Origin of the sequence: Pseudoalteromonas sp. APC 3224, assembly GCF_030407535.1 — a bacterium.
Lineage (GTDB): Bacteria > Pseudomonadota > Gammaproteobacteria > Enterobacterales > Alteromonadaceae > Pseudoalteromonas.
Genome location: NZ_JASDDF010000042.1, coordinates 1 through 25998 on the forward strand (window position 1 = coordinate 1; position 25998 = coordinate 25998).

Sequence of the window (25998 nt, forward strand, 5' to 3'; positions counted from 1 at the left end):
TTTTGTTAAACTTAAAAGTTTTCAGAACTAAGTTTTACTCGACTCACTGAGTAGCTCGTGCCTCGCTATGCGTTGCGTTCTGCCGTCTCAGTGGGGTCGCATTATAGGGAGATCCGAAAACAGATCAACCCTTTTTTACAGAAAACTTGAAATAAATGACTGTTCGTTGGATATTTGAACGATAGGTGCTAAAAACACAACATAACTATCAATTTATTAACAATAAACACGTAACTTAAGCTTTTAACCGTTATATCTACTTGAATAAGCTCTATTAAAACACTTGCAACTAAGATGATCATAATGATCACTAGCAATAATCTACGCGAATCGATCCTATATATGACAAAGCTCGCAAAATAATACGCTGCAGCTAGCATACTGTTAATGTTACTACGGTGAATTGAAGTAGGTAAGAGTGATACCACAGTATTAATAAAATCACGGCTATTAATAGTGCCTACCTGAAGGTGGCTTTTGTTTATGTGTATTAGCAAAGCCTTAATATAAGTAGGAGTTACTGTTGCTCTATTTTAGGCAAAATAAAGCCCCGCATTTGCGAGGCTACTATTTATGCTACACCGTATTGATCCCGGTAAGCTTTTACCGCGGCTAAATGCTCATCCATAGTTCCTTGGAGCTCTAGGTAACTAATTAAATCAGCCAATTTAACGATTGAAGTAACTTGAGTATTAAAGTCACGTTCTACTTCTTGTATAGCAGAAAGCTCTGCTTTACCTTTTTCTTGACGATCAAGTGCAATTAAAACACCACTTAAATCTGCGCCATTATCCGCAATAATTTCCATTGACTCGCGAATAGCTGTACCGGCGGTGATCACATCATCAACTAACATGATCTTACCTTTAAGCTCAGATCCAACTAAGCTACCACCTTCACCGTGTGCTTTTTTCTCTTTACGGTTAAAACAATAAGGTACATCTTTATTATAATGATCAGCTAACGCAACTGCGGTTGTTGTTGCAATTGGAATACCTTTATAAGCAGGACCAAATAGTACATCATATTCAATTGCTGCATCTTCAAGTGCCGCTGCATAAAAGCGACCTAAGCGCGCTAAGTCACGACCTGTATTAAACAAACCCGCATTAAAGAAGTAAGGGCTAGTACGGCCAGACTTTAAAGTAAACTCGCCAAACTTTAATACCTGCTTTTCTAAAGCAAACTCAATAAACTCTTTTTGATATTCTTTCATTGCCAGTTACCTATTTATGCTAGTGCTTGCTTTTGTACATCAATAATTTCACGAATTGAATGCTTAGCGAGTGTAAGTAGCTCATCAAGTTCGTCAAACGAGAAAGGTTCACCCTCAGCGGTTCCTTGTACCTCAATAATTTTACCGGTTTCAGTTAAAATTACATTCATGTCAGTTTCAGCGTCAGAATCTTCTAGGTATTCTAAATCGCTAATCGCTTGGCCTTTATATATACCAACAGAAATAGCAGCGATCATATGTTTAAGTGGGTTTGAGTTAATCATCCCTTTTGCACGCATATACGTTAGTGCATCAACTAGCGCAACGCATGCACCGCTGATAGACGCTGTACGTGTACCACCATCAGCTTGAATTACATCACAATCAATAGTAATTGTGTTTTCACCGAGTGCTTTTAGATCTATTGCTGCACGTAAAGAGCGAGCAATCAGACGCTGTATTTCCATTGTACGACCGCCTTGTTTACCTCGCGTTGCTTCACGACTATTACGTGTATGTGTTGCGCGCGGTAACATGCCATATTCTGCGTTTACCCAACCTTTACCTTGGCCTTTCATAAAGCGTGGTACGCCAGCCTCAACTGTCGCAGTACAAAGTACCTTAGTGTTGCCAAACTCTACTAATACTGAACCTTCAGCATGCAAAGTATAATTACGTGTAAACGTAACCGGTCTAATTTGATTAGGTGTTCTTTCGCTTGGACGCATTGACGATCCCCTTAATTCTGAATTTGCCACATTATATGTTGATGTGAATACAGATGCCATGTTGATTTATATTAAAGTGTGTTTAAAAAACACTCAGCAGTGTTAAATTTTCTTTAGAGCTTGGGCAGTGTTACGGTATAATAATCGTAATATTGTATTTAAAAATGTAGGAAAACATCCATGATCCACAGTATGACAGCTTATGCGCGTCGCGAAATAAAAGGCGAATGGGGCACTGGCACGTGGGAAGTTCGCTCAGTGAACCAACGTTATCTTGAAACCTTTATTCGTGCACCAGAGCAATTTCGTGGCATGGAGCCCGTTATACGCGAGCGTCTGCGTAAGCACTTACAGCGTGGTAAGGTCGAAGTTTTCTTAAAATTTGTAGCAAACCCTGCACATGTTGGTGAATTATCAATTAATCAATCTCTTGCTGAGCAGCTAATTAATAGTGCTAAGTGGGTACAACAACAAAGCAATGGTGATATTAATCCTGTTGATATTTTACGTTGGCCTGGCGTTATGGAAGCGCAAGAAATTGATATGGATAGTGTAAATACGGCACTCATTACTGGCCTTGACCAAGTAATTGAAGACTTTAAATCTGCACGTGGTGATGAAGGTGCAAACCTTGAAGAAATGATAGCTACACGATTAACCGCCATTTTAGAACAAGTTAATATCGTTGAAGCACACATGCCAGAAATTACTAAATGGCAACGTGAAAAGTTAGTACAAAAACTTGAAGATTTAACAACAAATATTGATGAGTCACGCCTTGAACAAGAGCTGATTTACCTTGCACAAAAGCAGGATGTAGCAGAAGAGCTTGATCGTTTAAAGTCGCACGTTAAAGAAACACGCAAAATTTTGAGTAAAGGTGGCGCTTGTGGTCGTCGTTTAGATTTTATGATGCAAGAGTTTAACCGTGAAGCAAATACCCTAGCTTCTAAATCAATCAACAGCGACATCACCAATGCTGCAGTTGAGCTAAAAGTATTGATAGAGCAAATGCGTGAGCAAATTCAGAATATTGAATAACAAACTATAACGTTAAGAAAGGCCATGATTATTTGTAATTATGGCCTTTTTTATTCCTGTTTATAAAAGTGTGCTTAGAGAGGTTTTTAAGGTTTCAAACTTAATAGGCTTGGTAAGTACTTTATTAATACCGACCTTGAAGCACGATGCCTTGTCATCGGTTGAAGCATTTGCGGTTAGTGCAAAAATAGGAATATCACTTAACAGCTCATGACGAATATGCTGCGTGGCGCTTAGTCCATCCATGGTCGGCATCATGATGTCCATTAAAATTAAATCAAAATGTTTGAGTTTCATAAACTCAATTGCTTCCACTCCATCATTTGCAATCGTGACTTTGTGATTTAGCTTTTGTAAAAACGCCTTAATAAGCACTTGATTGGTTTTATTATCTTCAGCAACCAGAACTGATAATACAGGCTGTTTTGATGAAAGATCGGGTTTAATTTCATCAATAATCGCTTCTTTAAATGGCAGTAAAATAGTAAACGTACTACCTAGCCCTAGCTGAGTTTCAACACTAATAGAGCCGTCCATAAGTTCGATTAGGTTTTTTGAAATACTGAGGCCTAATCCTACTCCTTCATTTTTTCTATTTATACCTTCGTTAACTTGTCGAAACGGCTGAAATATAAAGCTTAGATCTTTCTTTGCAATACCTACTCCTGAATCTTCGATAGTAAATTTTAGTTTGTCATCTACAATATTTACATATAATGCAATATGTCCTGAGTGAGTAAACTTGAATGCGTTGCCAATGAGATTAAATAGTATCTGCCCCAGCCTAAATTCATCACCCATAATATAGGTAGGGATATCGTCATTAATCGAAACTGAAAAAATAATATCTTCACTGTCTTCAATAATATGCAATTGCCCAACAATATTCTCAATAAGCAGCTTTACATTTAGCGGTTTATTGGCGATTAATACAGTCCCTGATTCAATTTTTGAAAAATCTAATACGTCGGTAATTAATCCATAAAGAATATCAGCACTAGAGTTTGCATAATTCAGCCATTGGCGTTGCTCTTGAGTTAAATCGGTATCTATTAATAACTCTATCATCCCCATAATCGCATTCATGGGGGTTCTTATTTCATGCGACATGATGGTTAAAAATTTTGTTTTTGTTTTACTGGCTTCCTCAGCTTTAAGCTTTTCATTTTCAAGTGCAGTCTCTCGCTCTTTTGAGACTGTGATATCTTTGGCAATACCTAAATAGCCAATGAAATTTCCGTTTTCGTCAAATTGCGACTTACCATTGAGCGATACCCACAAAGGTATCGGGGCCTTAACCTCAAATTCAAAACCATTAAAATCCTCATGCTCAGCGACTAGCACAGCAAAAGCTTGCCATTTCAGCGTGTTTTTTTGCTCATTTTTAGTACGCAAAGACTCAATGGTTTTATTAATAAATATTTGCGCATAGGTATTATCTTCTCTTTCTAAATTATTAACGCTGGTAAAGGTCATATCTGGCTCGGTTCGCCAAAACCACTCACTGGCTAATTCTTTAAATAAAGTAGAAAGCTGAGAAAACTTATCAAGTAGTAAAACAGATTGATGAGTTTGCGCATGTAACTTATTTAATTGAAGAAAAGCGTGAAATACTTGCTGAAGAAACAAAATTATTGAGTGTGAAGCCAAAATATTATGGTTAATATTATTGATCACATGGGTGAAAATAAATAAGCACTGCTCTTTACCCGTATCAATCCCGATTAACAACGCTGTCTTTTTATTCTGGTTATTCACCTCTTCTGATAAAGCAAATAATTGTTCTGGCAAGGGATTGCAACTATATGAGTAACCTTTTTTTAGAGCCTGAATAAATGCAGCACATGGTGGCCATGTTTTCTCATAAAAATCGATATTAGTTGTGCCGATAGTTAAAAAATGATGATGTGTTTTCTTTAAAACTATGCAGTCTTGGTATTGAAGCAATGGCTGTAGTAAAGCTGACATAGTGGCTAAAATATCAATTTCATCATCACACTGGTGCAATAACGCTAACTGCTTCTGTAGTTCCGTAAGAGTCATTAATTCATTACGTTGCATACCCATTCCCTCAGCTAAAATGCATCGCGTTTTGCAAAAAATACCAAAATCGATGTTATGACTAATAAATATAGAACAAAATTTAATATAAATCATTGAGTTATTTTTTTGGCACGATGGAATGATTTCTGCTTTATTAATATAAATAAATACATTAAGGCATAGCTATGAAGATAGTGTGTATTGGTGGGGGTCACGGATTAGCGCAAGTATTAAGTGCGATAAAACCCTTATGTAGCCACCTAACAGCGATTGTAGCGACTACTGATAATGGTGGTAGCACTGGACGCATTAGAGAGGAGCAAAATTGTATCGCTTTAGGTGATATAAGGCGCTGCTGTGTTCAACTTGCCGGTGAAGGTACCCAAGCCCAGGCCATGTATGAACATAGGTTTACTCATGGTGATATGGCGGGTCATTGCTTAGGAAATTTAACACTGCTGGGGTTAATCCAGCAAACACAGTCTCCCACTGAAGCTATTGCTGCTTTTAACCATTTGCTTGGTAACAAAGAGACTGTGTTGCCTATGTCTGATTTACCCACAGATTTAGTAGCTGAGCTAAACAATGGTGAGAAAATATTTGGTGAATGCGCGATTGATGCCTTAAACGAGCTACCAAGCACCGTTTACTTATCAAAAGCAGTACCGCCAGCAACAGGTACTATTGAGGCTATTTTAGATGCCGATTTAATAATCATTGGCCCAGGGAGTATTATTACTAGCGTAATGCCTGCTTTTTTAATTACAGAAATCACTGAAGCAATAAATAAAACCTCTGCGTGTAGAGTATTTATTGAAAACACAGCGCAAGAAAGCAGCGTGATGCAACATACAAAAATTGCCGGCATTGACTGGTTACAAAAGAAGCTCGGCACTAAAGTATACGATTTAAGTATTTCTCCTTCTGCCATTATTGAAATTTTACAACAGGGAGAGAAGTGTGAGGAAACAGGCAAGCATTTACATAATATTAATGAACTAAAAAATGTATTTTCAGAGTTATTAAAAAGCTCTTTTAATACTGAAAAACACGCTTAATGATTTTGGGTAAGTTCTCTCATATGTTCGAAGGTTTTTTTACTTTGTGCATCAGCTAACTTTAAGAGGGTTACAACCTCGGTGTCTAAGCCATTAACCTTAACTTGCTGCTCAATAAGCTGGCACGTTTGCGCTAATCTTGTTGCACCAAAACTATAACCGCTACTTTTTAAGCTATGAGCGCACAGTTCAATTTCTGCGGCATCGGTTGAGGAAAGCATTTGCGCCACTAACTTTTTAGACTCATCAACAAAAACGTTTATCAGTTCAATGGCCATACTATCACCAACATCATACTTTAGTTGTTCTATTACAGATGTATCTATCATAATTTTCTTTTGGAGCTCATTGTGAATAATCAGATTATATTGTTTGTAGACTCTTCAATGATTGGTGGTATTGAAACTCATATTATAGAGTTATACAAGCTGCTTCACAAAAATCAGGTTAGTTGTTCAATTTTATTTTATAAAAATCATGGGAATAATGAGTTTTACGAGTTACTTGATAAGCAAAGCATACAGTATAATTTTCTGCAAGGTACACTCATTAGTTTAATCAAGCGGTTTCACAGTTACGATCGCAATACAGTTATTCACACCCATGGATACAAAGCCGGTATTTTAGGGCGTTTAGTTTGTAAGATCACGAATAATCATTGTGTTAGTACCTATCACGCGGGGGAAACTGGCAAAGGAAAGATGTGGCTTTATAACAGACTAGATTTATGGCTTAGTCGATTATCAACCAACTTTGCGGTATCTGAAAAAATTAGTAAAACAATAAAAAACGCCCAATTACTGGAAAACTTCATCGCAATAACCGAACCTCCCAGCACTGATTTTGCACAACCGTTACTTAGAATCGGGTTTGTTGGGCGCTTATCTTATGAAAAAGGCCCTGATATATTTTATGAGTTAGCTGAAAGTATGCAGACTAATAAACAGGTGCAGTTTCACCTTTTTGGGGATGGCCCAATGCGTGACCGTATTCCACAGCTAAACAACCTTAATTACCATGGTTTAACACCCCGAGACGATATTTGGCAACATTTAGATGCCCTACTTATTTGCTCAAGAGAAGAAGGCCTGCCTATGACGCTTCTAGAGAGTATGGCGCATTATAAAATTGTTATTAGCAGCCCTGTGGGTGCTATTCCTAGCATTATAAACAATGGGGTTAATGGCTTTTTAATGAAATCAGCAAGCGCACTAGAATGCCAACAATCGATAGAAGCATTACTTGCCTTATCTACAACGCAAAAAAGCGAAATGGCACACTCAGCATACACTATGCTTAAGGAGCGTTTTTCAGGTAGAAAACAATTTAACTTGCTGCAAAGTGCTTATACAGCAAAAACATTATTATAAATTTTCTTCCCACCCTTTAATTTTTCGGTATAGGGTTGAAGGACTTACATCTAAAAGAGCGGCAGCTTTAGGAATATTAGTTGCACATATTTTTATAACCCGTTCTATATATTCTTTTTCGGCAACCCACAAAGCCTTAACTTCACTTTCAACCTGCGGTAACTCTTCAAATTCTTGAACTGCTAACGATGTATGTTGCTCTTTAACCTGCCCCTCATTGCCTGACTCTTTTTGCGGGCTTTGTGGCAATGCTGGTAGCATAGATACATCAATCCACTCTTGTGGGTTAAGCACTAAAATATTACGGATCACATTTTCTAGCTGCCTAACGTTACCAGGCCAATCGTATTGTGCTAAAAAGTGCTTCACATCGTCGGTTATCCCTTTGTAAGGGTGCTGCTCTTCCTTGGCTATTTTAATAAACAACGCTTGTGCTATTTCAATAATATCTCTGCCGCGCTCTCTAAGTGGTGGCAGCTCAATAGGAATAACGTGCAGCCTGTAATATAAATCTTCTCTAAATCGACCGGCCTCAACCTCAGCAAGCGGGTTTCTGTTGGTCGCACAAACAAACCTCACATCAACCTTAACTTGTTTTTCGCTACCGACTTGTTGATAAGTACCTGTTTGAATAAAACGAAGTAATTTACTTTGTAAATTAATATCCATTTCACATAGCTCATCTAAAAACAGTGTCCCCCCATCCGCCTGCCCTGCGGCACCCAATCGGTTTGCAATTGCTCCAGTGAAGGCACCTTTTAAATGGCCAAATATTTCACTTTCAATCAAATCTTTGGGGATAGCAGCACAATTAAGCGCTACAAAGGGCTTATCGGCACGATTAGATGCTTGATGAACTGCCCGTGCACAAAGCTCTTTGCCAGTACCACTTTCACCGGTAATAAAGACTGTGGCTTTACTCGCTGCAGCAGAGCTAATAACTTGATACACCGATTGCATTTGCTTGGAGCTACCAATCAAGTCAAAGTAACGGCCATTTTCATAAATATTTTTATACTTGGTGACCGTTTGTTTTAAATCTTTTATTTTGAGAGTGTTGTTAATAGTTATACGAAAACGTTCTGCCTCTACAGGCTTTTCTAAAAAATCACTAGCGCCTAACTTAATCGCTTGAATCGCCATTTCTTTGGTAGCATGCCCAGTTAATACAACAACTTGCGGAAAGTTATCAGATTCTAGCTGAGCTAGAATATCTAGCCCGTTCATGTCGGGTAACATCACATCAAGCACTATCAGGTCGGGTTTTATTTTATTAATAATATCAAGAGCGGTTGCCCCATCATTTGCCACCAGTGTGTTTACACCTGTCGGTAAAAGATAAGACTGATACATCATAGCAAGCGACTGGGTGTCTTCTACAATCAGTATTGTTGGTGGCATAATCCCATTCCTTTTAGCGACTCGCTAAGAATTATTTAGAGAAAAAATATTAACTTATGGATATTAAGTTAACTATACATAGTTAATTAAATCAAATTCAATTGATGATTATTAATGAGGCATCATCCACTTCTTTAGAAAGCGCAACCTGTGAATTTTTCCATAACGAGTGTGCAAAATCCTCTGCTGAAGAGCTTTGCATAGGGATGATTTTTTTTAATTCAGTCATTTCGTCTTTATCGGTAAAGCGGTTATCCGTCCAACCATCAGTGTAAAGTATAATGTGTTCAACATTATCGAGCTTGGCTTCATATAAAGTATATTGATGATCATTAGACAGCCCAAGCAATGGTCCGGTACCATTTAGCTGAGATAGCTCACCATTTTTACTGATAATAACCGGTGCGGGATGGCCAGCATTGAGCCAATACAACTTATTATTTTCTAAAAAACAAATCATTAAAGTGACTAAGCTTGATTTACATAATTGCTGTTTATAAAGCGCATTATTCAGCGCAACGAGCATTTCTTGATACGCTAACCCGGTCGCTAAAAAGCCACTTATAAAACCTTTTATAGCAAAGCTTTCTTTGAGCGCTTGTAAGCCATGGCCCATCATATCACCGAGTATAAAAGCAGTACCTTCATCATTAATTGGCATAAAAAAGTCACCGCCATTCCCCACACTAATAGAGCCAAAAATATGCGCTGTTTTACCATGCCCTAAAAGCACTTTAGAGGGTGTTAATCCGAATGTACTTTGATAGGACAAGTATGCAAATCGATGAGTTACTCGCTCTATGCTTTGTAATAACTTATTTTTTTTAACTGGTTTTATTAAGTAATCATCAACCCCTAATCGATTAATTTTACTGATCACTTCTTCGCTATCATCGCCAGTTAACATCACCACCGATAACTGAGATTTTAAATTCGATTTATTAAGCTTTTCCAGTAATGGCTCACACGTTCCTTGTTTAAGTTTATGATCAAGTAACAATATACTAGCATCAGAGGTTAAAATAGCTTGCCAACCAGCCTCTATGTTTTCGCAGGTGATGACATTAAATTTATCTTTTAGGTAGGCGCTCATTAATGCCAACTGAGTGATGTCATCGTCGACATAAATAATACTCGGTCGCTTATCAATGTTAGTTAAAGGAAAAGAAAAATAGTTTTTACCTGCTCGCGTGTCATAGGTAGCATCAGCAAAGTAATGGCGAATAAGCTCGACCCCCATCCCTCCTTCTACCAACTCATCCGATGCTAATGTCCATGATGAGTTGTTTTGTTTAAATAAATTATAAGGCTTAAGTTCATCTATAAAAGTTAATTGGTAAGTATCATGATTTATTTGGTTAATACGCAACATTATAAGCTGCTCATCGCCCTCATTATGGCGAATTAAGTTAGTTAGGTATTCGGTTGCGACTAAGCCTGCTGCATCCGCTTCATCTCTGGTCACCGATAAAGCGCCCAGTACATGCTTAAGTACTTGGCGTATTTCAGTTAAGGTCGGCCATAATAATTCAAAACGCCGCTCAAATAATATATCCATAAAAGTCTCAGTAATGTTTAAACAACCACTTTTGTTTATTTATTTTGCTGGTTAAAAAAGCGCACAACCTTGGCCATTTTGGAGAGTGTCGTTGGAAGAGCAGTAGCATGCGCTCCCCTAAAGGAGCAAAGCTATGTTGACTTACCAGTAACTTTATATTGCTATGACCCGCTTGCTTAAGTTCTGCCACGCCTTGACATAACGACTCTTCATTATTAATACCTAGCGCAATAGTAACCAAGGTCAGCTCGCTACATAAGCTTAAAGAATGCAATGGTACATTATTACGATTTAACTTTAATGCTGGCGACATATCCAGCAACACATAATCATATTCTTGCTTTAAACGCAGTACCGCTTCATTTAAAACATGTTTGTTTTTTGCTGAATCAATTGACTCTAAATTGTGAATTGTAAGTACTTCAATACCTTGATAAGGCATAACACTGAGCTGACAGGAAATATCATCAAAACGCCACAACTTAGTCAATGTTGGCAGCTGTTTGTCTAAACGAAACGAACTAATAGGGTTAAGGTCGATAACGAGTACTGACTTATTTTGACTTTTTAAACGTTGAGCAACACTAATACAGGCTGTGGATGAACCTTCGCCACCGTACAAAGAAATAAACGTCACGCACCGTGCTTCATCATCAATCAAGGTGTTACAGATGGTTTCTAGTTCATGATACTGCCCAGGTATCAAGTTCATAAGCTTATCACCAAAGCAATTATGGTTATAAAGTCGAGGAAGTTATCTTTAAATTGACTAATTAGGTCTTGACCTTTATCAGGGACATATAGCGTATCTCCAGCTCTAAGCACCGGAATATTGGCCGAGTTTGGAGACTTTATAAATTCCTCAAGATTAAACACACGAGATTGTTCTTTACAGCATGAATGGTTAACAACCACTATTTTGTCAATGAGAGCTGAACTTGACGGCCCTCCAGCTTCAGCAAGCACATCTAAAATAGACATCGTATCATCAAAGTTATATCGACCCGGCTTTTGCACTGCTCCCATAATACGAACAACTCGCTCTTTAGGGGTACGTAACCAATCTTTGTCTTTTTCTGGAATAAATATTGTGTCACCGGGTGACACATGAGGAAATAACGTTTCATCACCAGTTTCAAAATACATCGCTAAATCAAGTTTGCTCACTCGAGCGCGATTACCATTACGGTGCGTAACTCTAATATTACGAATATCCGCACTACCATTAGGACCATCTGCTGCTGCCAAAATATCAATAAAATGCATATTGTCATTGAACGCATAGCGCCCAGGGGAACCTACTTGCCCCATGATATAAATAGACTTGCTAGACTCTTGACGTATCCATTGCGATTTATTGTCTCCAGGGTCTACTGGTAACTCCTCAACAATAATAGTATCGCCAGCAATTAAACTCGGCAGCGCAATTTCACCGTTGGTAATGGTGTATTTTTCTAGATCAAATCGTTGGGTGACATCGCCATTTCGCAAAATTTTAATATCGTTCACGTTAGCCCCTTTAGTAGGGCCACCAGCATGCGCTAACAGATCAGTAAAGTCCATTTCGTCACTCCACTCATAACGACCAGGAGATTGAATAGCACCTATAATCTTAATCGCTCGTTTTGTCGGAATTTTTAACCAACTTTTTTCATTAACATCTGTTTTTTCAGGAACAAATATTACATCACCGGGGTTTAAATCGGGCACTTTAGCGGTGGTTAATCCCTCACTATAACCCTGTAAATCAAAAAGTATGCTCTCTCCCGCAGGGGTTAATATTTTTATTTGGCGTGTTTCTGCAAAGCGAGTTGGGCCCCCTGCATTTGCTAAAATATCTAAAAAGTTAGTACTGTCAGCAGCCTCATAGGCCCCCGGCTTTTGTACCTCACCCATAATATAAACCGTGCGTGATGTAGTATTTACATCATCCACCATAATCGGCACATATATGGTTGACCCTGCTTTTAGTAGCGGCATGTTGCTATCGGTAGGTTTATCTAAATATGCTTTTAAATCAAAAATAACAGGAGCTTTATCAACGATCACTCTAATTTTAGTTACATCCGCATAGCGAGTAACCCCTTCCGCACGCATCAGCGCATCTAGAAGAGTCATATTTTCTTTAAACGAAAAACTACCAGGGTTATGCACTTCGCCAAGCATAGTAATGGCACTGTTGTCGCTTGCATCCCCTGTCGCACTAAGTGTTTGTGCATCAAAATCAATTTGCACGTTACCAAGGAGCGGAGAAACAGGCACAAACACAGTATCTTCACTTTTAAGCTTTGGTAATAAATTTATGTCGCCTGAGTCTAAATATGCTTTGTAATTAAATTCAATTACTTCATCTTTGCGTCTTATTTGTAAACGATCGAGCTGTGCGCCAGGTCTTAAACCATTAGCCTTAGCTATCACCATCTGAATATTGCCATCATCAGGAATACTCACCTGTGAGGGCGTGATCACATACCCTAAAACATTAATAAATATGTCTCTGCTTCTAAGCTCTACATAAAAGTCATTTATAGCAACAAACAACTCTGCAAGAATAGGTTTAAGTTCTGCCTCTATTTGCGTAACCGTTTTATTACCGACCTGAAATTGCCCCACCTCAGGTATGTTAATTTGACCTTTTTTATCGACCTCAAAAGTTGTTTCAAATTCAACTTCCCCTGGGACATATAAAAACAGCTTGTTACCTGCTTGCACTATAGGCTCATCGGCTTTTTCAGCAAACGCAGAGCTTGATACTAAAAAGAAAAAAACGAAGACAGCAAAAATAAATCTCATACATTACTCCTTTCTCTTTTCAATAATTTTAGTCCAATTCATTAGTGACTTTACTTGTTTGCTATCTTCACTTTGCACGTTAGCATCTAAAATAATAGCCTCAACTCGACGATCTGAATGACGTTTTTGCTCACTTTGTTCCGACTCACTAAATGGTTTTAAACTGCCTTGGGTTAAAGTGGTAATGTTATAGGTAGGCACACCATAAACACTCAACCAATGCTTAACAGTATCTGCGCGTTTTAAAGCCAGCTCGTAATTACTATTTTTACTGCCTACAGAGTCAGTATGCCCGATAAGTAAAATACTAATACTTTCTAGTTGTTTGATTAAATCGGCTGCTTGAGCAACTCGTACGGCATATTTAGGGGTTATTTCAAAGGCATTAAATGCAAATTGGTTATCGCTATTTAATAACTCCGCTATTTGCTTTTTTACATTAACTAATGCGGGTTGTTCATCAATCGATGCAGCGCAATTAGTCAACTTTCTAACAGTATCAAAATGGTTAGCTAATTGATTAAGGCCATGATAATGAATTAATAAGTCATGTTCCGCGTCTTCCCACATTTGAGCTGCGATTAAACGACGAATACGATTCTCATAAATTTGGGCTTTTAATAACTGTGCCGGCATACAGGCATTAATATCCTGCGACTTTAATAATGCAAGCTTAAGTTCTAAGTGCTCAAACTCGCTCCTTACAATACTCTCAGGTTGATTAAATGTTTCATCTAGCTGCTGATCATCTAATGGATAGTTTTGGTATTTTTCGGCCAAGCCTCCCTGCCCTTCATCTGGCCAAGTAGCGCATCCGCCTAAAAACATGAAAATGAAAATTGCTATGCTCGCCTTCATAAAACTCTCCCTGATAACCTCTACACAGCGTCAATAAATGGAATGGTTTTATCCACTCTTAATAAGTTCATTAACTTAAACGGCTGCCCGGTGACATTAAGTAAAGATAGCTTATTACTTTGTTTTTCAATTCTTTTATATAGAAAAACAATAGCACCTATTCCCGAAGAGTCGATAAATTCGGTTTTAGAGAAGTCTAAAACAACAAAATTAGAGTCTTGCTCAACGAGCAGCTCAAACTGATCTTTTAACTCATCGACAGCAAAGCCTGAAAAGTCATTAGGAATGGTAATAACGGTTTGATCGGTTTTGTTGGCTACATTTTTCATTTTAATCACCTATTAAAAGTATGAACTCAAATAGACAGTTACAAGAAGAATGCCAAACTTAAGACATTGAAATATAAAAACTTTAATGGCTTACTAATTAATTTTTGAAATAGAAGTGCATAATGCAATTGCTTTTTGGGTGTACAATTGCATTATGCGAAGCGGGTTATTGGCCCTTACCAGTAAAAATAACAACCAATGTTTTAAAGAAAATAGTCAATTCCATATAACACCAGCTACGAGCTGATGAAGTGCTCAACATATAGGCGTAATCCCAACCAATTTTATTACGTGCATCGTCAATAGTTTCATCATAGCCATTCATTACTTGCGCTAACCCAGATATACCTGGCTTTATGCCATAAGTACGCTGACAAAAATAGGGAATATCTTTTTCAAGTTTTGAATAAAAAACAGGTCGTTCAGGGCGAGGGCCTATCAACGACATATCACCTATGAGTACGTTCCAAAGCTGAGGTAATTCATCTAACCGTGTCTTACGAATAAAGCGCCCTACTGGGGTAATACGCGGATCATCTTTACTTGCCCATACGGCTCCACTTTTAACCTCAGCATCAACCACCATAGAACGGAATTTTAATACGTTAAAAAGTGCCACAAAGTCATCATCACTTTGCCCTACTCTTAACTGTTTAAACAACACTGGTCCTTTAGAGCTGAACTTAATCACCAATGCAACCATGAGCATTACAGGAAACAGAACAATTAAGCCTGTAGCAGAGCCTAAAATATCAATACTGCGTTTTACTGCTCTGATTATTAAATTATTAGACTGCTTAGTTTGGTGAACGCGCTGCCAATGCTTACTATAATCACCGCGTTCAAATTTAATAATCCCCCAAAAAGCACACAAGTATGCCGCAACCAAATAGTTAATACTGTCGATCACCGGCCATTTAACTTTTATGCTCAAAAGCTGTTTTAATACACCCAGCCCATGTACAGCGGCTAATGTAATACAGGCTACTTTGGCTAAAAACACGTTAGAGAAAACCGCCAGAGAAATTAGTAATCCATAAATCAGTACCAGTATAATGGGCATAATGCCACGTAATACCTTGTGCGAAATATAATTAAAGCTTACCCAGCCTAGTTTTGGATTAAATAGCTCAGACAGCATTTTAATTTGTTGCCAATTGCCAGCGCCTAACCTTACCCTTCTTGCGTAATCATGGCTTTGTTCATCGCATTCACGTTCAACAATGTTGATCTCCTTATTTACTAGCGCTTTGCCACCTTTATTAAGTGCTTTCATCGACAAAATAAAATCATCGTTTATAGTGCTCGCATCTAATAACTGAACATATTCAGCGCGTATAGCAAACATGGCACCCGGTACGCCAATAACAGCGCCTAATGATGACTCCATACTTTTTACTTTATTTTGATACTGCCAATACTGTTGCTGCTCTTTGGTGGCTAAGTCATCTAATATGTACACCCCCGTGATCACATTGACCTGAGGGTCTTTAAAATCAGCATCGATTTTATTTAGTACATCAACGCTGAGTAATGCGCTGACATCGGTAAACAGCAATACATCGTAATTTGGCCTGGTTAGTTTTATTAACTCATTAACACCAAACGACTTGCCTTTATTGACCTTATTAAAATGCAAATGACACACTACATTTTGCTTTGCAAGATGCGATTGAGCAATCATCGCCTCGTCATAGGTTTTGTCTGTACAGCCATCAAGATAAACATGAATAGCATACTGCTCTGTGCTGTATAACATAGAGCCAAGGTTATAGAGCTTTTCACGAATATGTTCTTGCTCGTTGTAGGCGCACATTAAAATACCAAAGCGCGTGGTTGCCGGGGTAGCGTTTAATTCGATGTTCACTTCATCGTTACTAAAAAGCTTTAATAGCAATAAGTAACCAACATGATGGTACAACACCAACACAATCAAAATCGCCAATGTAATCAGTAAAAAAGTCATTGTAATCCCCTTATGAAGCTAAACCATTATAAAAATGGTCATAGGCTTCGCTCATTTTGTTTGCATCCGCAATTGAGAGAATATACTCTCGAATGCATTGCCCGTGCTTCATTTCCAATGCTTTTAATAGGGCAAGTTTTAAGCCAAAAGAATCATTAGGTTTTACTAAAATACCCTGCTTATCACTGACAACTTCACTAATGCCACCGACATCAGTTGCCACTATTACTTTGCCACATGCCATCGACTCTAAAATAGACAGAGGTAAGCCCTCTCGTTGCGAGTACAAGCACATCACATTAATGGCAGAATAAAATAATTCCATATGCTGCACATTTCCTAAGAAATGTACTCGCTCTACCACCCCTAGTGACACTGCAGCACTCATTAATGAAAAACGTAAACTGCCATTACCTGCAAATACGAGTTCAATCTCTTTGGGTAGCGCGGGCAGTAATTTAATTAAATCTAAATGCCCCTTACCTGGCTCTAAACGAGCAGAGCATCCAATGAGCTTTTTGTCATGGGGCAAGTTAAGCTTAATCCGTGCAGTAGCGTCATCTGTATCTATAAACTGTTGAAAATCAATGCCGTTAAGAATAGTACTATCAGCTTTAATAGCGGTTTCGTTGAAAAACTCATTAGCGACCACGTTTGCATCGGCCACCCAATGAATTTTAGTCAGCTTATTCAATACTTTTGTGATCACTCGCTGTTTAAAGTTTTTTAAATACCACGCATCATGAATTGTCGATACGTGTTTAATACTTGGATTAACTAAGCAGGTGAGGCTAGCGTAAAGCATTGGGCCAATGTGATGGCTATGAATCACTGTAATATTATGTTTTTTAATTATTTCACTAAGCTTTTTAATTACACTTAGTTCAAATTTAGGGGCTTTGTTTAAGCTTATAAGTTTTTGCTCAAAGGCTGACAGTGCTGGCCATTCATTTATTGCATCCCTTTCAGTTCCTTCCAAAGAAACAAGAATACTGGTGTTTGCAAATCGACTTTTTTGCATCAAAGTCACGGCCATTTTTTCCAGCCCACCTATTTTAAAGTGTTGAACTAAATGTAAAACGTTCATGTTAATTTCCCTCACTAAGGAAGTGCATTGATGGACTAACCCCAGCATGTAACGTGCTGTGACCAACAATGGGTAAAATGGTAACCACGTCTAGTGACGATAGTTTTTCAATGGTTTGAATATCTTTTAAATGACTGTCGAATAAGGTCGCAACAAACACACAGGTGACACTGGTAAATATGCCTAAAACAATACCCATAATAATTGCCACCACGAGTGAAGTATTAATTGGTTGAGTAGGACTATAAGCTCGCTCAATGGTTTTAACTTTGTCAGGGCCTTCATACTTAACCAGCTTGCCTGTCACTTTTGCCATTTCGTAACGCCCTAACATGTCTTTATATAATGACTGTTTAACATCGTAGTCACGCTCGAGCTTTCTAAGTTGTTTTTCTATATCACTGGTTACTAGTAAGCGCTCGCTCACTGAATTGACTTGTTTTTCTAACATGTCGTATTCTTGCTGATGCTGCAGAACATTATTTTTAGCTTCTTCTAGAGCGAGTATTTGTGACACCAACACATTACTTTCATTGTCATTTCCACTGGGTAAGGTATTAGCCATTTGCCAAAGCTGATCAATATTAGTGGCATCAAGGCCTTTACCACTTTCAATTAACGCTTGTTGCCGCGCTCTAATGCTGAGTAGTTCGCGCTTTTTTGAAACCACTTTGCTGTGTTTGTCGGTATAGCGGGTTTTTTAAAAACTGAGCTCTGATTCTGCAGTAATTATTTTCTCTTCTATACGACCGAGAATCGGGTTTGCTTGACCCATTTTTGTAGTAAGTGCCTCAAGCTTGGCATTAGCGCCTGAGAGCACAATGGACTTTTGTTGTTGATCACTTAATAACTTATCGAAGGTTTGCCTATTACTATGTAAAACAGCGGGTAAAGTATTACTGTTTTTTGCTTTAAAGCTTGCCAATGAAGCCTCAGAAATCTCCAACTCTTCTCTTAAACTTACCAGTTGCTGATAAAAAAATTGCTCCGAGGTATCCAGTGATGCTTTCGTTGGGGCTAATAAACTTTCTATAAATTTCTCTACCACTTTTTCTAGCACCGCCTTCATTTGGGTTTGGTCATGCCAAATAAAGTTAACCCTAACTAGCTCATCTCCTACCAATGATAAGGAAAGCGCCTGTGAAAGCTCTTGATGTATTTTTTCTATTTTGGCGGGAGATGCATCCTTTGGTACTAAATTGGTTTCTTTTGCCACGGCAATCAGAACTTTGCGGCTGATCACTAAGGTACGCAAAGCTGCCATCCTATTTGATAAATCAAACGAGAACGACAAATCATCTAAATAGGGATTAAGCAGCGCCGATTCTTCTATAAGGATAGTAGCGTGATTTGTATATTGTTTTTGTGACGTTGCCGCTAATACAATCACTACTATGGGTACAATCAACAACGGCAAAACAAATAACTTTGCCCTGGTGTAAACAGCGTACAAAGCTAAATAAAGTAATCTTTTTATTTGCTCTCTAACTAACATATTCGCTACCCATTGATTTGCATATTGCTATGCGAAACTTTGCGGCTATTTGCAAAATAAAAATTTACAGCGTAAATAGCCTTCTTTAATGGAGTAGTTGCACAGGGCGCGCCAATATTATAGTTATAGTTTAATCGGGGGTATTTAATATTTGTAGATCGTTGATCACAGTGAGCGCTTTTACCGGCCAGCTATGCTCTTTCGCTATGTTTTTTTGGACTGCATGCAATAAACTTAACTTTGCTTGACTGAGTGACAACGCCTGATCAATTTTTTCAATAAAATTATTCTGCGACTGAGCGATAAAAATTTGCGAGTGATAATAGTTCACTGCCGCAAAATCGGTTGCGACTATCGGTTTGCCTACTGCTAAATATTCTTTTAATTTAAGCGGGTCACAAGCCCTAATTTGCTCATTATCGACAAATGGTAAAATAGATACATCCCAATGAGCCGAGAACGATACCAACCGTTTATGCTCAACCGCACTAATATGCGTTACATTTTTAAACTGCAACAACCCTGAAATGGGAGTGGTAATATCGCCAACTAATACCAATTGATATTGCGGCCTAGCAGTGGCCAACGCCATTAATAAAGGAATATCTAGCCAGGCATTGATACTGCCATAAAAGCCAATAATGGGGGTTTTAATAGCGCTGATTTCTGCGGCTTTGTCGACATTACTCGTAAATAAATCAAAGCTCACGCCATGTGTTAATAATTTAGTTTTTTCAGCAGGCATTTTGGTTTTTAATAATTCGCTGATCACATAAATAAGATCTGCATTTTTAATCAGCTGCTGCTCAAAAGGCGCAATCAGCATAGGATCAACCCCAGCCAGCGCACTAAAATCATCACCACAATAATAAATTAGCGAGTCGGTGGATCTTTTATCAAACAGATAGCATGCCGTTGGCACACTTAACCAATATACAATAGGTTCACTGGTTTTATGAGCACCAATATAACGAGAAAAAACCCAACGGTTATAACAGCGCACTAAACGATTATCATGCCATGGTAAAATAGGGAGTTTATATACCGTCATATTTTTAGGCGTGGCTATTTTACTATTATTAGAGCGTTGAAATAGCTGCTTAAATTTATTAAAAATACGTTTTATATCGTGCAGCTTTACGCTTGGTTTACGCATTCCTACAGAATTAACCCAATTCACTTGCTGTCTTTTTGCAAGCTCTGAAAATAAATGCTGAGTACTACTAGGGTGGCTCCCCCAATCTTCTGCAAAAACAATAAATTTCATTCGTTCACTCCACTATATTTTTAACTACTCTAGCCGGATTACCTGCCGCAATAGTAAAATCGGGGATATCTTTAGTTACCACACTGCCCGCCCCTATAATGGCTCCTTTACCTATGGTTACTCCAGCAAGTACCGTAACACCGGTCCCAATCCATGCTCCACGCTTAATAATAATATCGCCAATTTGACTCTCGTCATCACTTTGGCCGTTCGCACGACGTTCACAATCAATTGGGTGACCAGGAAAGCCCGCTAAAAAAACACGTCCCGCAAGTCTTACATCATCTTCAAGTACAATTTTTCGTCCTACCGAAAATGCATTTTGCCAGCCAATATCAACATTATTACCAATACTTAATAGAGCCTCACGCTCATTACTTACACGGCCACACAAAGTGCTGATCCCCGAGATCCTGACATCGTTTTTACATTCAACCCTTAATTTACCAATTACCTGAGGCATACCCGAATATAAATATAAACGTTTTTTACTGCCTTGAATTTGGCTTTTAAATAATGGGGTGTAATAAAATATTCTCAGCAGTTCATGAACAAACTGCTTTACAAAGTAGTGCAGATGATAAAGCCCACTGTGCAGTAGAGGAATAACGGGTAGCTGTGGATTACGCAGCGACTTTGCAAATTTAAACAAACGTTTTGCCGAGGGGCTGTTACTATTTTTTAGCCAATACTTTAGTTGGGTCACCATAAGACGAATCCTTATTACTATCAATAGTCAGCTTTTCTAGGGCAATGGTCAGCGACAAAATGATGTACAAAGGCCACGTAAAAGCTTGAGTTAAAAACGTACCTGCAACCATAAAACCAATTAAACCGGCTTTTAGCGCGTTAGCATTCACTGTCACTTCAGAATTAAAGTTAAGCTTATTAATGCAAAATACTCGAGACAAGCTGCGATAAATACTGGCGATAACCAGTAAAAAAATACATATACCAACAAAGCCTGTTTCACCAAGCACCTGAAACCACGTACTATGCACTGCATGATTCTTGCCATCCCAGTGTGGGCTATAAAAGTAATAGTTTACGAAGAAGTTATTTACCCCAACTCCTGTTAGCGGGTTAGCAAGCGCCATGTTTATTGCAGCTTGCCAAGCATATATTCGACCCATAGCAGACTCATCAACTCCACTTTCAGCAGCACCACCACTTTGCCTATCTGAAATCCCCGCAAAGACCATCATGGCAAGCATGGCAACTGCCCCACATGCAGCCACAACCACTGGATTTTTTACCTTTTGATATAAAAAGAAACTCAAAATAGCAGCAATACCTAATAGGCCGCCTCGGCTTTGCGTAGCTATCACTCCTGAAATAGCCAAAATTAAACCAACGCCTGCAAATAATCGTCGATATGGATTGTTGTATGTATTAAATAATTCAGCAGCTAAAAAAGACACAGGAAACATCAGCACTAAAGATAAATCATTAGGATCGCCCAGTTGTGAACGATACTCTCGAGAAATAGTGACTCGGGTGCCCTCAACTAGCCCCACACCATTAATTTTGTTATTCAGTGCCACCAGCGCAATGGCCACACCAGAAATCATAATTCCTAGTCTTACGTAACTAAAGTGAGAAAATCGCGTTAACCACCAGCTGATCACAAACACCATAATAAAAACTTTAACCAACACTCCAGACCAATACTCAATAGCAACGCCACGGTTTGAAGCCGAAAACACACACACAGTAAGCCAAACAAACCAAATGACAAAAATAAGATGAGCTGAGCTCCAATGCGGTTTTAATGTTTTGGAAATAAATAAATGCCAGAAAATGGCCAGTAAAGAGGCTAGCGCTAAGAGTTTAGGGATTTTAAGCGGCATTAAAAATACAAATGCCTCATGAATCCTAAAATAACTAAATAAAATAAATAAGATAATAAACACAGTACTAATACGCACGGCTAATACGCCAGCAAATGGCAGTAACAATAAAGCAAAAGCAGCTATGGGCCCAAATAACGAATATAAGCTTAAAATAAGCGCCGTTATCACTAAGCCATTTATTAATAAGTAATGCTCTTTATACCAGTTAACCATGCGCCTTCCTTGCTAAAAGCCGTTGCAATATTCCCGTGATGTGGTGTTTATACTTTTTAAATAACACCGCAAACAAACATATCAACACAGCAACCTGTCCTACAATGTAGTAAGACACTTGAGTCACACTTAACGAAAACACAAGAATAAAGCACAGCCAGCTAGGGAGCAGACTGTGTACTTTAAATGCTAAATGCTCTAGCTTTTGACTAATAACTACAAACAGTAGCGTTTTTAAAGTTTGCGCCAATGCTAGCGATACAACAGCACCTAATATTCCCCATTTTGGCACTAAAAAACTTAATGCAATTAATACGCTCGTAGCACTCACTGCATTAATAATAGTCACAAACAAGCCGTTATAGTGAACATAACAACCAATATTAAGTAAATCGCTATGGTGTCTCAGCACAACAATGAGTATTAAACTGGGTAATAACCAGGCATTAAGTAAATAATTTTGTGGTAAAACGAGGGTGAATAAGTGCGGCGCTAAAAGTAGCATTATGCAGCAAAGGGTAATCGCAATCTCAAGGCTTAATTCACATAAAAACACATAGTGGTTGCGGCTTGAGGTTAACTCGTCAAAACGGCGTGAAAACCACCACATTCTGATTGGTTCAAATGTAAACGAGGTCATGACTGCAAATTGCAGAGCGACATAATATTGAGCGAGCTTTTCTTTGCCCACACTGGCTACAATATACCAGTTTTCTGCGCCATTATTAGCGTACACAAAGAGTGAAGAGACAATAATGCTTAACAAAAACAGCGTATTTTTAGGCGTAATATTCCATGCGATACATTTAAAACTAATATTAATCGTGCGTGCTATTTGCCACAGTGACAGTATCAGTACAATAAAACTCGCTATCACACCAGATAGCATAACGCCGGTTACACCATAGCCTAGATATAGCAAGATGATGGTCAGTAGAGTTTGTCCGACCCCTTGTAAAACAGCTAAATAGCAGAACTGCTTAGCCATTTCGTAATACCTAAAAAAACAAAATACAATCGACAACACCGACGAAAATGCCAAGTTAACAGCTAATAATTGCAAATCTATTTGATTAACAGAGATAGGTAATAAATTCAGCAAAAGGTCAGCAAACAATACAACAGCAATTACAAATGCAGTGCTTAACACACTACATAAAATCAACGCATCCCTAAATAAAGCTTGCTTAAAAACAACGCTTTTCATTTGCTGTTTAAAAAGGAGCTCAGGTAAGCCTAGGCACAACAACAAAGACATTACGGCTGAAATAGAGACTAAAAAATTAAGTTCACCAAACTGTGCTGGGCTTAAAAGACGAGTCGATATAGGGAGTAAAGCAAAGCCAAGCCCTTTGAGCAATAATGTTGATAGTCCAAAATAGGCTATTTGCTTAAGTCCGTTCATCTTCATTCCTTATGAGTTTTGCACCCAAGATGACAACTTTTTAGCTTGTGAGCTGGCATTAAATTTATTTGCTACCAATCGTTTAGCATTGATACCTTTGGCATATCGTTCATAGGGATTAAGCTCACAGAATTGAGTTAAGATAGTCTCTAAACCAATAATGCTTGAAGGCTCACATTTAAAACCAACAGAATCATTTACAATTTCTTTTGCCCCCATAAGCTTGGTCGTTAGCACAGGAATACCACTGGCCATAGCTTCTTTAAGAACTACTGGCCCAGTGTCTCTGTCACCATTACTAGATACACAAAATGGCGCAACCAGTGCTGAGTAGTTACTGGTATTTTTTGATAACCAAAGAGGCGTACGACGCCCTAAAAATCGAACATCTTTATCAAGCCCAAGCTCTTCACACAAAAACTTTAAATCATTCATTAATGGGCCTTCGCCCACGATGTCTAGACATATGGCGTATTTTTTACTTAATTTTTTTATAGCGGGTAATAGAAATTGCAGTCCTTTCTTTTCAACTAAGCGCCCAATGAATAACAATTTAACAGACTCATGAAGTCGATTTGGAGTGCTGCTAAATAAACTTAAATCAACACCACAATGCAATAGCTCAACTTTTCCAACTTTGTAATTACTTAGTTTTTGAGCCATGTCTTTACACACAGCAACCGAGAAATCACATAACGAAAGCTTGAGTTTGAGATCGGTATCGTTTACATATACATCATGACCATGACCGATTGAAGAGACACTAATACCCGCAATTTTGCTAGCAACAATCGAGTATGCCAACGGTGCATGCATAAAGTGACAATGTATATGAGAGATACCGTGCCGCTTAATTATTTCTGCAATGTTTAACCCATACCCTAGAAGCGACATGGCTGAGATTGAGGTAAAGCGAAAAGCAATTTTAGCAGCGTTAAGAGCTACTAGCGGCTTAGACATTGCAAATTTAGCAGCAGCACTAAAAGACTTTTTAATGATAATTACATTTACACTGCTATCGAGATTTGCACTGGTATTTAAATTCTCAAAGGTAATAACACTTACTTTATGACCTGCTTTAACAAGTGCATTTATTTCTGTCACCACAAAGGTTTCTGACGGGATATGGAAGCTTGGTACAACAATGCCTATATGTTTCATGCTAAATACTCCAAAAGATTCTAATGGTTATTTCGCAAGAACCATGCCCAGTTAAAAAGCACTAAAAATGGTTAGATTAAAGTCAATTTGCGAACATATATTGCAAAATGCAAAGCATTAGACAAAAAACACTCCACAAAGCTATAAAAATACTTGGCGCTTAACTTGCGTAGCACTTATCTAGTTAATTAATAGAAGCCAGGGTGCAGCTCATGAATATAGAAATAAGCGTTATTATCCCAAACTACAATTGCAAACAGTATTTAGCAAAGGCACTGAGTAGTGTTATTGCTCAAAAAAATGTCAATCTAGAAATTATCGTTGTAGACGATGGCTCAACCGATGGCAGTGTTGAATGGTTGAGAAAAGCGCAGAACACATTTCCACAGCTGGTTATTTTAGAACAAGAAAATACCGGTGTAGTTAATGTACGCAACCGCGCTATTGCAGCTTCTAAAGGGGACTACATTGCATTCTTAGATGCCGACGACTATTGGAGTGATGATAAACTGTATGAGCAATTAGGTTATATGAAAGAAAACTCCGAATGTGTTTTAAGCTTTACTAACTATATGCATGTAAATGAAGACTATGAGCCTATTGTGGATTGCTTTTCTTTTTGGCCTGAATTTTCAAAATTTGTTGATAAGAAAAATATGGGCTACCAAAATTTAAAGTCGCCAATGGACTTGCTTATTTTTGCTAATGTAATAGGAACCTCTTCAGTTATGGTTAAACGCTCAGCCATTAATTATATCGGCCGATTTGATAACGTATTAAACAGCGCAAGTGATTGGGATTGCTGGTTAAAACTTGCAAGAATTGGTGATGTAGCTTTTTCACCGCGCATAGCCATGGATTACTTAATGAGAGCGGGCTCTATTACTGCGAATCGTAAAAATAGGCTCAACGCGATGAAAGAAATTGTTTCACGCTGCAAAAGAGATGCTGGAATGATTGCACAAATAAAAGCACAGGCACGTATATTAGAATGCTACGGTGAGTATTATCGAGAAATAGGCGCAAAATTTAAAGCGTTATCGACTACAACTGCCGCGTTTACGTTATTCCCGCATAAACGTAATTTACGCCATTTATTACATGATTTAAAAAACACATTTACTACTGCATCATAAATACTTCGCCAATACACAGC

The 25998-nt window shown here is 38.2% G+C and carries 21 protein-coding genes and 1 pseudogene; 4 read left to right on the top strand and 18 right to left on the bottom strand.

Annotated elements, in window-relative coordinates:
- Positions 1-571 precede the first annotated feature (571 nt).
- The gene (gene pyrE / locus QL989_RS16935; RefSeq protein WP_054202965.1) at positions 572-1216 is read right to left on the bottom strand and encodes an orotate phosphoribosyltransferase; all 645 of its coding nucleotides are present in this window, start codon (positions 1214-1216) and stop codon (positions 572-574) included.
- Between the two features lie 14 nt (positions 1217-1230).
- Positions 1231-1944 (bottom strand): ribonuclease PH, encoded by a 714-nt coding sequence (rph, locus tag QL989_RS16940; RefSeq protein WP_008111261.1) that lies wholly within the window; start codon positions 1942-1944, stop codon positions 1231-1233.
- A 180-nt stretch (positions 1945-2124) separates the two neighbouring features.
- Here rph and QL989_RS16945 point away from each other — a divergent pair, with 180 nt between their 5' ends.
- Complete coding sequence (locus QL989_RS16945) at positions 2125-2985, top strand: YicC/YloC family endoribonuclease (RefSeq protein ID WP_290171337.1); 861 nt, start codon at positions 2125-2127, stop codon at positions 2983-2985.
- A 60-nt stretch (positions 2986-3045) separates the two neighbouring features.
- Here QL989_RS16945 and QL989_RS16950 read toward each other — a convergent pair whose 3' ends face one another.
- Positions 3046-5046, bottom strand: a complete 2001-nt coding sequence (locus tag QL989_RS16950; protein WP_290171338.1) for an ATP-binding protein — start codon at positions 5044-5046, stop codon at positions 3046-3048.
- 167 nt (positions 5047-5213) lie between these two features.
- Between QL989_RS16950 and yvcK the strand changes: the two genes are divergently transcribed.
- Complete coding sequence (gene yvcK, locus QL989_RS16955; protein ID WP_290171339.1) at positions 5214-6086, top strand: uridine diphosphate-N-acetylglucosamine-binding protein YvcK; 873 nt, start codon at positions 5214-5216, stop codon at positions 6084-6086.
- Here yvcK and QL989_RS16960 read toward each other — a convergent pair.
- A complete protein-coding gene (locus tag QL989_RS16960) occupies positions 6083-6415 on the bottom strand; it encodes an Hpt domain-containing protein (RefSeq protein ID WP_010392915.1) in 333 nt (110 codons plus the stop codon). The genes yvcK and QL989_RS16960 overlap by 4 nt on opposite strands.
- A 21-nt stretch (positions 6416-6436) precedes the next feature.
- Between QL989_RS16960 and QL989_RS16965 the strand changes: the two genes are divergently transcribed.
- A complete protein-coding gene (locus tag QL989_RS16965; RefSeq protein ID WP_290171340.1) occupies positions 6437-7456 on the top strand; it encodes a glycosyltransferase family 4 protein in 1020 nt (339 codons plus the stop codon).
- Here QL989_RS16965 and QL989_RS16970 read toward each other — a convergent pair.
- The 14 genes and pseudogenes from QL989_RS16970 to QL989_RS17040 form a co-directional block, all read right to left on the bottom strand.
- A complete protein-coding gene (locus QL989_RS16970; RefSeq protein WP_290171341.1) occupies positions 7451-8857 on the bottom strand; it encodes a sigma-54 dependent transcriptional regulator in 1407 nt (468 codons plus the stop codon). The genes QL989_RS16965 and QL989_RS16970 overlap by 6 nt on opposite strands.
- Positions 8858-8954: 97 nt before the next feature.
- Entirely contained in the window at positions 8955-10415 is a 1461-nt protein-coding gene (locus QL989_RS16975; protein ID WP_010392921.1) for a SpoIIE family protein phosphatase, read from the bottom strand.
- 7 nt (positions 10416-10422) lie between these two features.
- Positions 10423-11127 (bottom strand): AAA family ATPase, encoded by a 705-nt coding sequence (locus tag QL989_RS16980; protein WP_178956701.1) that lies wholly within the window; start codon positions 11125-11127, stop codon positions 10423-10425.
- A complete protein-coding gene (locus QL989_RS16985; protein ID WP_138606335.1) occupies positions 11124-13208 on the bottom strand; it encodes an SLBB domain-containing protein in 2085 nt (694 codons plus the stop codon). Before QL989_RS16985 ends, QL989_RS16980 begins: the two co-directional genes overlap by 4 nt.
- Positions 13209-13211: 3 nt before the next feature.
- On the bottom strand, positions 13212-14066 hold the full coding sequence (locus QL989_RS16990; RefSeq protein WP_290171342.1) for an OmpA family protein: 855 nt from the start codon (positions 14064-14066) through the stop codon (positions 13212-13214).
- A 20-nt stretch (positions 14067-14086) separates the two neighbouring features.
- Positions 14087-14395, bottom strand: coding sequence for an STAS domain-containing protein (locus QL989_RS16995; protein ID WP_198522103.1), 309 nt, complete (start codon positions 14393-14395; stop codon positions 14087-14089).
- 166 nt (positions 14396-14561) lie between these two features.
- Positions 14562-16361, bottom strand: a complete 1800-nt coding sequence (locus QL989_RS17000) for a sugar transferase (protein WP_290171343.1) — start codon at positions 16359-16361, stop codon at positions 14562-14564.
- A 10-nt stretch (positions 16362-16371) separates the two neighbouring features.
- The gene (locus QL989_RS17005; protein WP_138606327.1) at positions 16372-17448 is read right to left on the bottom strand and encodes a glycosyltransferase; all 1077 of its coding nucleotides are present in this window, start codon (positions 17446-17448) and stop codon (positions 16372-16374) included.
- Between the two features lies 1 nt (position 17449).
- Positions 17450-18943: pseudogene (locus tag QL989_RS19180) on the bottom strand (GNVR domain-containing protein).
- Positions 18944-19073: 130 nt separating this feature from the next.
- Positions 19074-20210: a glycosyltransferase gene (locus QL989_RS17020; protein ID WP_290171347.1), complete on the bottom strand. Its 1137-nt coding sequence runs from the start codon at positions 20208-20210 to the stop codon at positions 19074-19076.
- A gap of 4 nt (positions 20211-20214) precedes the next feature.
- Entirely contained in the window at positions 20215-20919 is a 705-nt protein-coding gene (locus QL989_RS17025; RefSeq protein WP_290171348.1) for an acyltransferase, read from the bottom strand.
- Positions 20885-22276 carry an O-antigen ligase family protein gene (locus tag QL989_RS17030; protein ID WP_138606320.1) on the bottom strand — a complete coding sequence of 464 codons (1392 nt, stop codon included), beginning with the start codon at positions 22274-22276 and terminating at the stop codon, positions 20885-20887. Before QL989_RS17030 ends, QL989_RS17025 begins: the two co-directional genes overlap by 35 nt.
- Positions 22269-23681 (bottom strand): oligosaccharide flippase family protein, encoded by a 1413-nt coding sequence (locus tag QL989_RS17035; RefSeq protein ID WP_290171349.1) that lies wholly within the window; start codon positions 23679-23681, stop codon positions 22269-22271. Before QL989_RS17035 ends, QL989_RS17030 begins: the two co-directional genes overlap by 8 nt.
- Positions 23682-23690: 9 nt before the next feature.
- The gene (locus QL989_RS17040) at positions 23691-24842 is read right to left on the bottom strand and encodes a glycosyltransferase (RefSeq protein ID WP_138606316.1); all 1152 of its coding nucleotides are present in this window, start codon (positions 24840-24842) and stop codon (positions 23691-23693) included.
- A gap of 212 nt (positions 24843-25054) precedes the next feature.
- Here QL989_RS17040 and QL989_RS17045 point away from each other — a divergent pair, with 212 nt between their 5' ends.
- Positions 25055-25978 carry a glycosyltransferase family 2 protein gene (locus QL989_RS17045; protein WP_138606314.1) on the top strand — a complete coding sequence of 308 codons (924 nt, stop codon included), beginning with the start codon at positions 25055-25057 and terminating at the stop codon, positions 25976-25978.
- The last annotated feature ends 20 nt before the right edge of the window (positions 25979-25998 follow it).

What these genes read in the sequence shown, in the direction of transcription:
- pyrE (WP_054202965.1), bottom strand. Translation starts at nt 1,216, where the DNA reads ATGAAAGAATATCAAAAAGAGTTTATTGAGTTTGCTTTAGAAAAGCAG.
- rph (WP_008111261.1), bottom strand. Translation starts at nt 1,944, where the DNA reads ATGCGTCCAAGCGAAAGAACACCTAATCAAATTAGACCGGTTACGTTT.
- QL989_RS16945 (WP_290171337.1), top strand. Translation starts at nt 2,125, where the DNA reads ATGATCCACAGTATGACAGCTTATGCGCGTCGCGAAATAAAAGGCGAA.
- QL989_RS16950 (WP_290171338.1), bottom strand. Translation starts at nt 5,046, where the DNA reads ATGCAACGTAATGAATTAATGACTCTTACGGAACTACAGAAGCAGTTA.
- yvcK (WP_290171339.1), top strand. Translation starts at nt 5,214, where the DNA reads ATGAAGATAGTGTGTATTGGTGGGGGTCACGGATTAGCGCAAGTATTA.
- QL989_RS16960 (WP_010392915.1), bottom strand. Translation starts at nt 6,415, where the DNA reads ATGATAGATACATCTGTAATAGAACAACTAAAGTATGATGTTGGTGAT.
- QL989_RS16970 (WP_290171341.1), bottom strand. Translation starts at nt 8,857, where the DNA reads ATGCCACCAACAATACTGATTGTAGAAGACACCCAGTCGCTTGCTATG.
- QL989_RS16975 (WP_010392921.1), bottom strand. Translation starts at nt 10,415, where the DNA reads ATGGATATATTATTTGAGCGGCGTTTTGAATTATTATGGCCGACCTTA.
- QL989_RS16980 (WP_178956701.1), bottom strand. Translation starts at nt 11,127, where the DNA reads ATGAACTTGATACCTGGGCAGTATCATGAACTAGAAACCATCTGTAAC.
- QL989_RS16985 (WP_138606335.1), bottom strand. Translation starts at nt 13,208, where the DNA reads ATGAGATTTATTTTTGCTGTCTTCGTTTTTTTCTTTTTAGTATCAAGC.
- QL989_RS16990 (WP_290171342.1), bottom strand. Translation starts at nt 14,066, where the DNA reads ATGAAGGCGAGCATAGCAATTTTCATTTTCATGTTTTTAGGCGGATGC.
- QL989_RS16995 (WP_198522103.1), bottom strand. Translation starts at nt 14,395, where the DNA reads ATGAAAAATGTAGCCAACAAAACCGATCAAACCGTTATTACCATTCCT.
- QL989_RS17000 (WP_290171343.1), bottom strand. Translation starts at nt 16,361, where the DNA reads ATGACTTTTTTACTGATTACATTGGCGATTTTGATTGTGTTGGTGTTG.
- QL989_RS17005 (WP_138606327.1), bottom strand. Translation starts at nt 17,448, where the DNA reads ATGAACGTTTTACATTTAGTTCAACACTTTAAAATAGGTGGGCTGGAA.
- QL989_RS17020 (WP_290171347.1), bottom strand. Translation starts at nt 20,210, where the DNA reads ATGAAATTTATTGTTTTTGCAGAAGATTGGGGGAGCCACCCTAGTAGT.
- QL989_RS17025 (WP_290171348.1), bottom strand. Translation starts at nt 20,919, where the DNA reads ATGGTGACCCAACTAAAGTATTGGCTAAAAAATAGTAACAGCCCCTCG.
- QL989_RS17030 (WP_138606320.1), bottom strand. Translation starts at nt 22,276, where the DNA reads ATGGTTAACTGGTATAAAGAGCATTACTTATTAATAAATGGCTTAGTG.
- QL989_RS17035 (WP_290171349.1), bottom strand. Translation starts at nt 23,681, where the DNA reads ATGAACGGACTTAAGCAAATAGCCTATTTTGGACTATCAACATTATTG.
- QL989_RS17040 (WP_138606316.1), bottom strand. Translation starts at nt 24,842, where the DNA reads ATGAAACATATAGGCATTGTTGTACCAAGCTTCCATATCCCGTCAGAA.
- QL989_RS17045 (WP_138606314.1), top strand. Translation starts at nt 25,055, where the DNA reads ATGAATATAGAAATAAGCGTTATTATCCCAAACTACAATTGCAAACAG.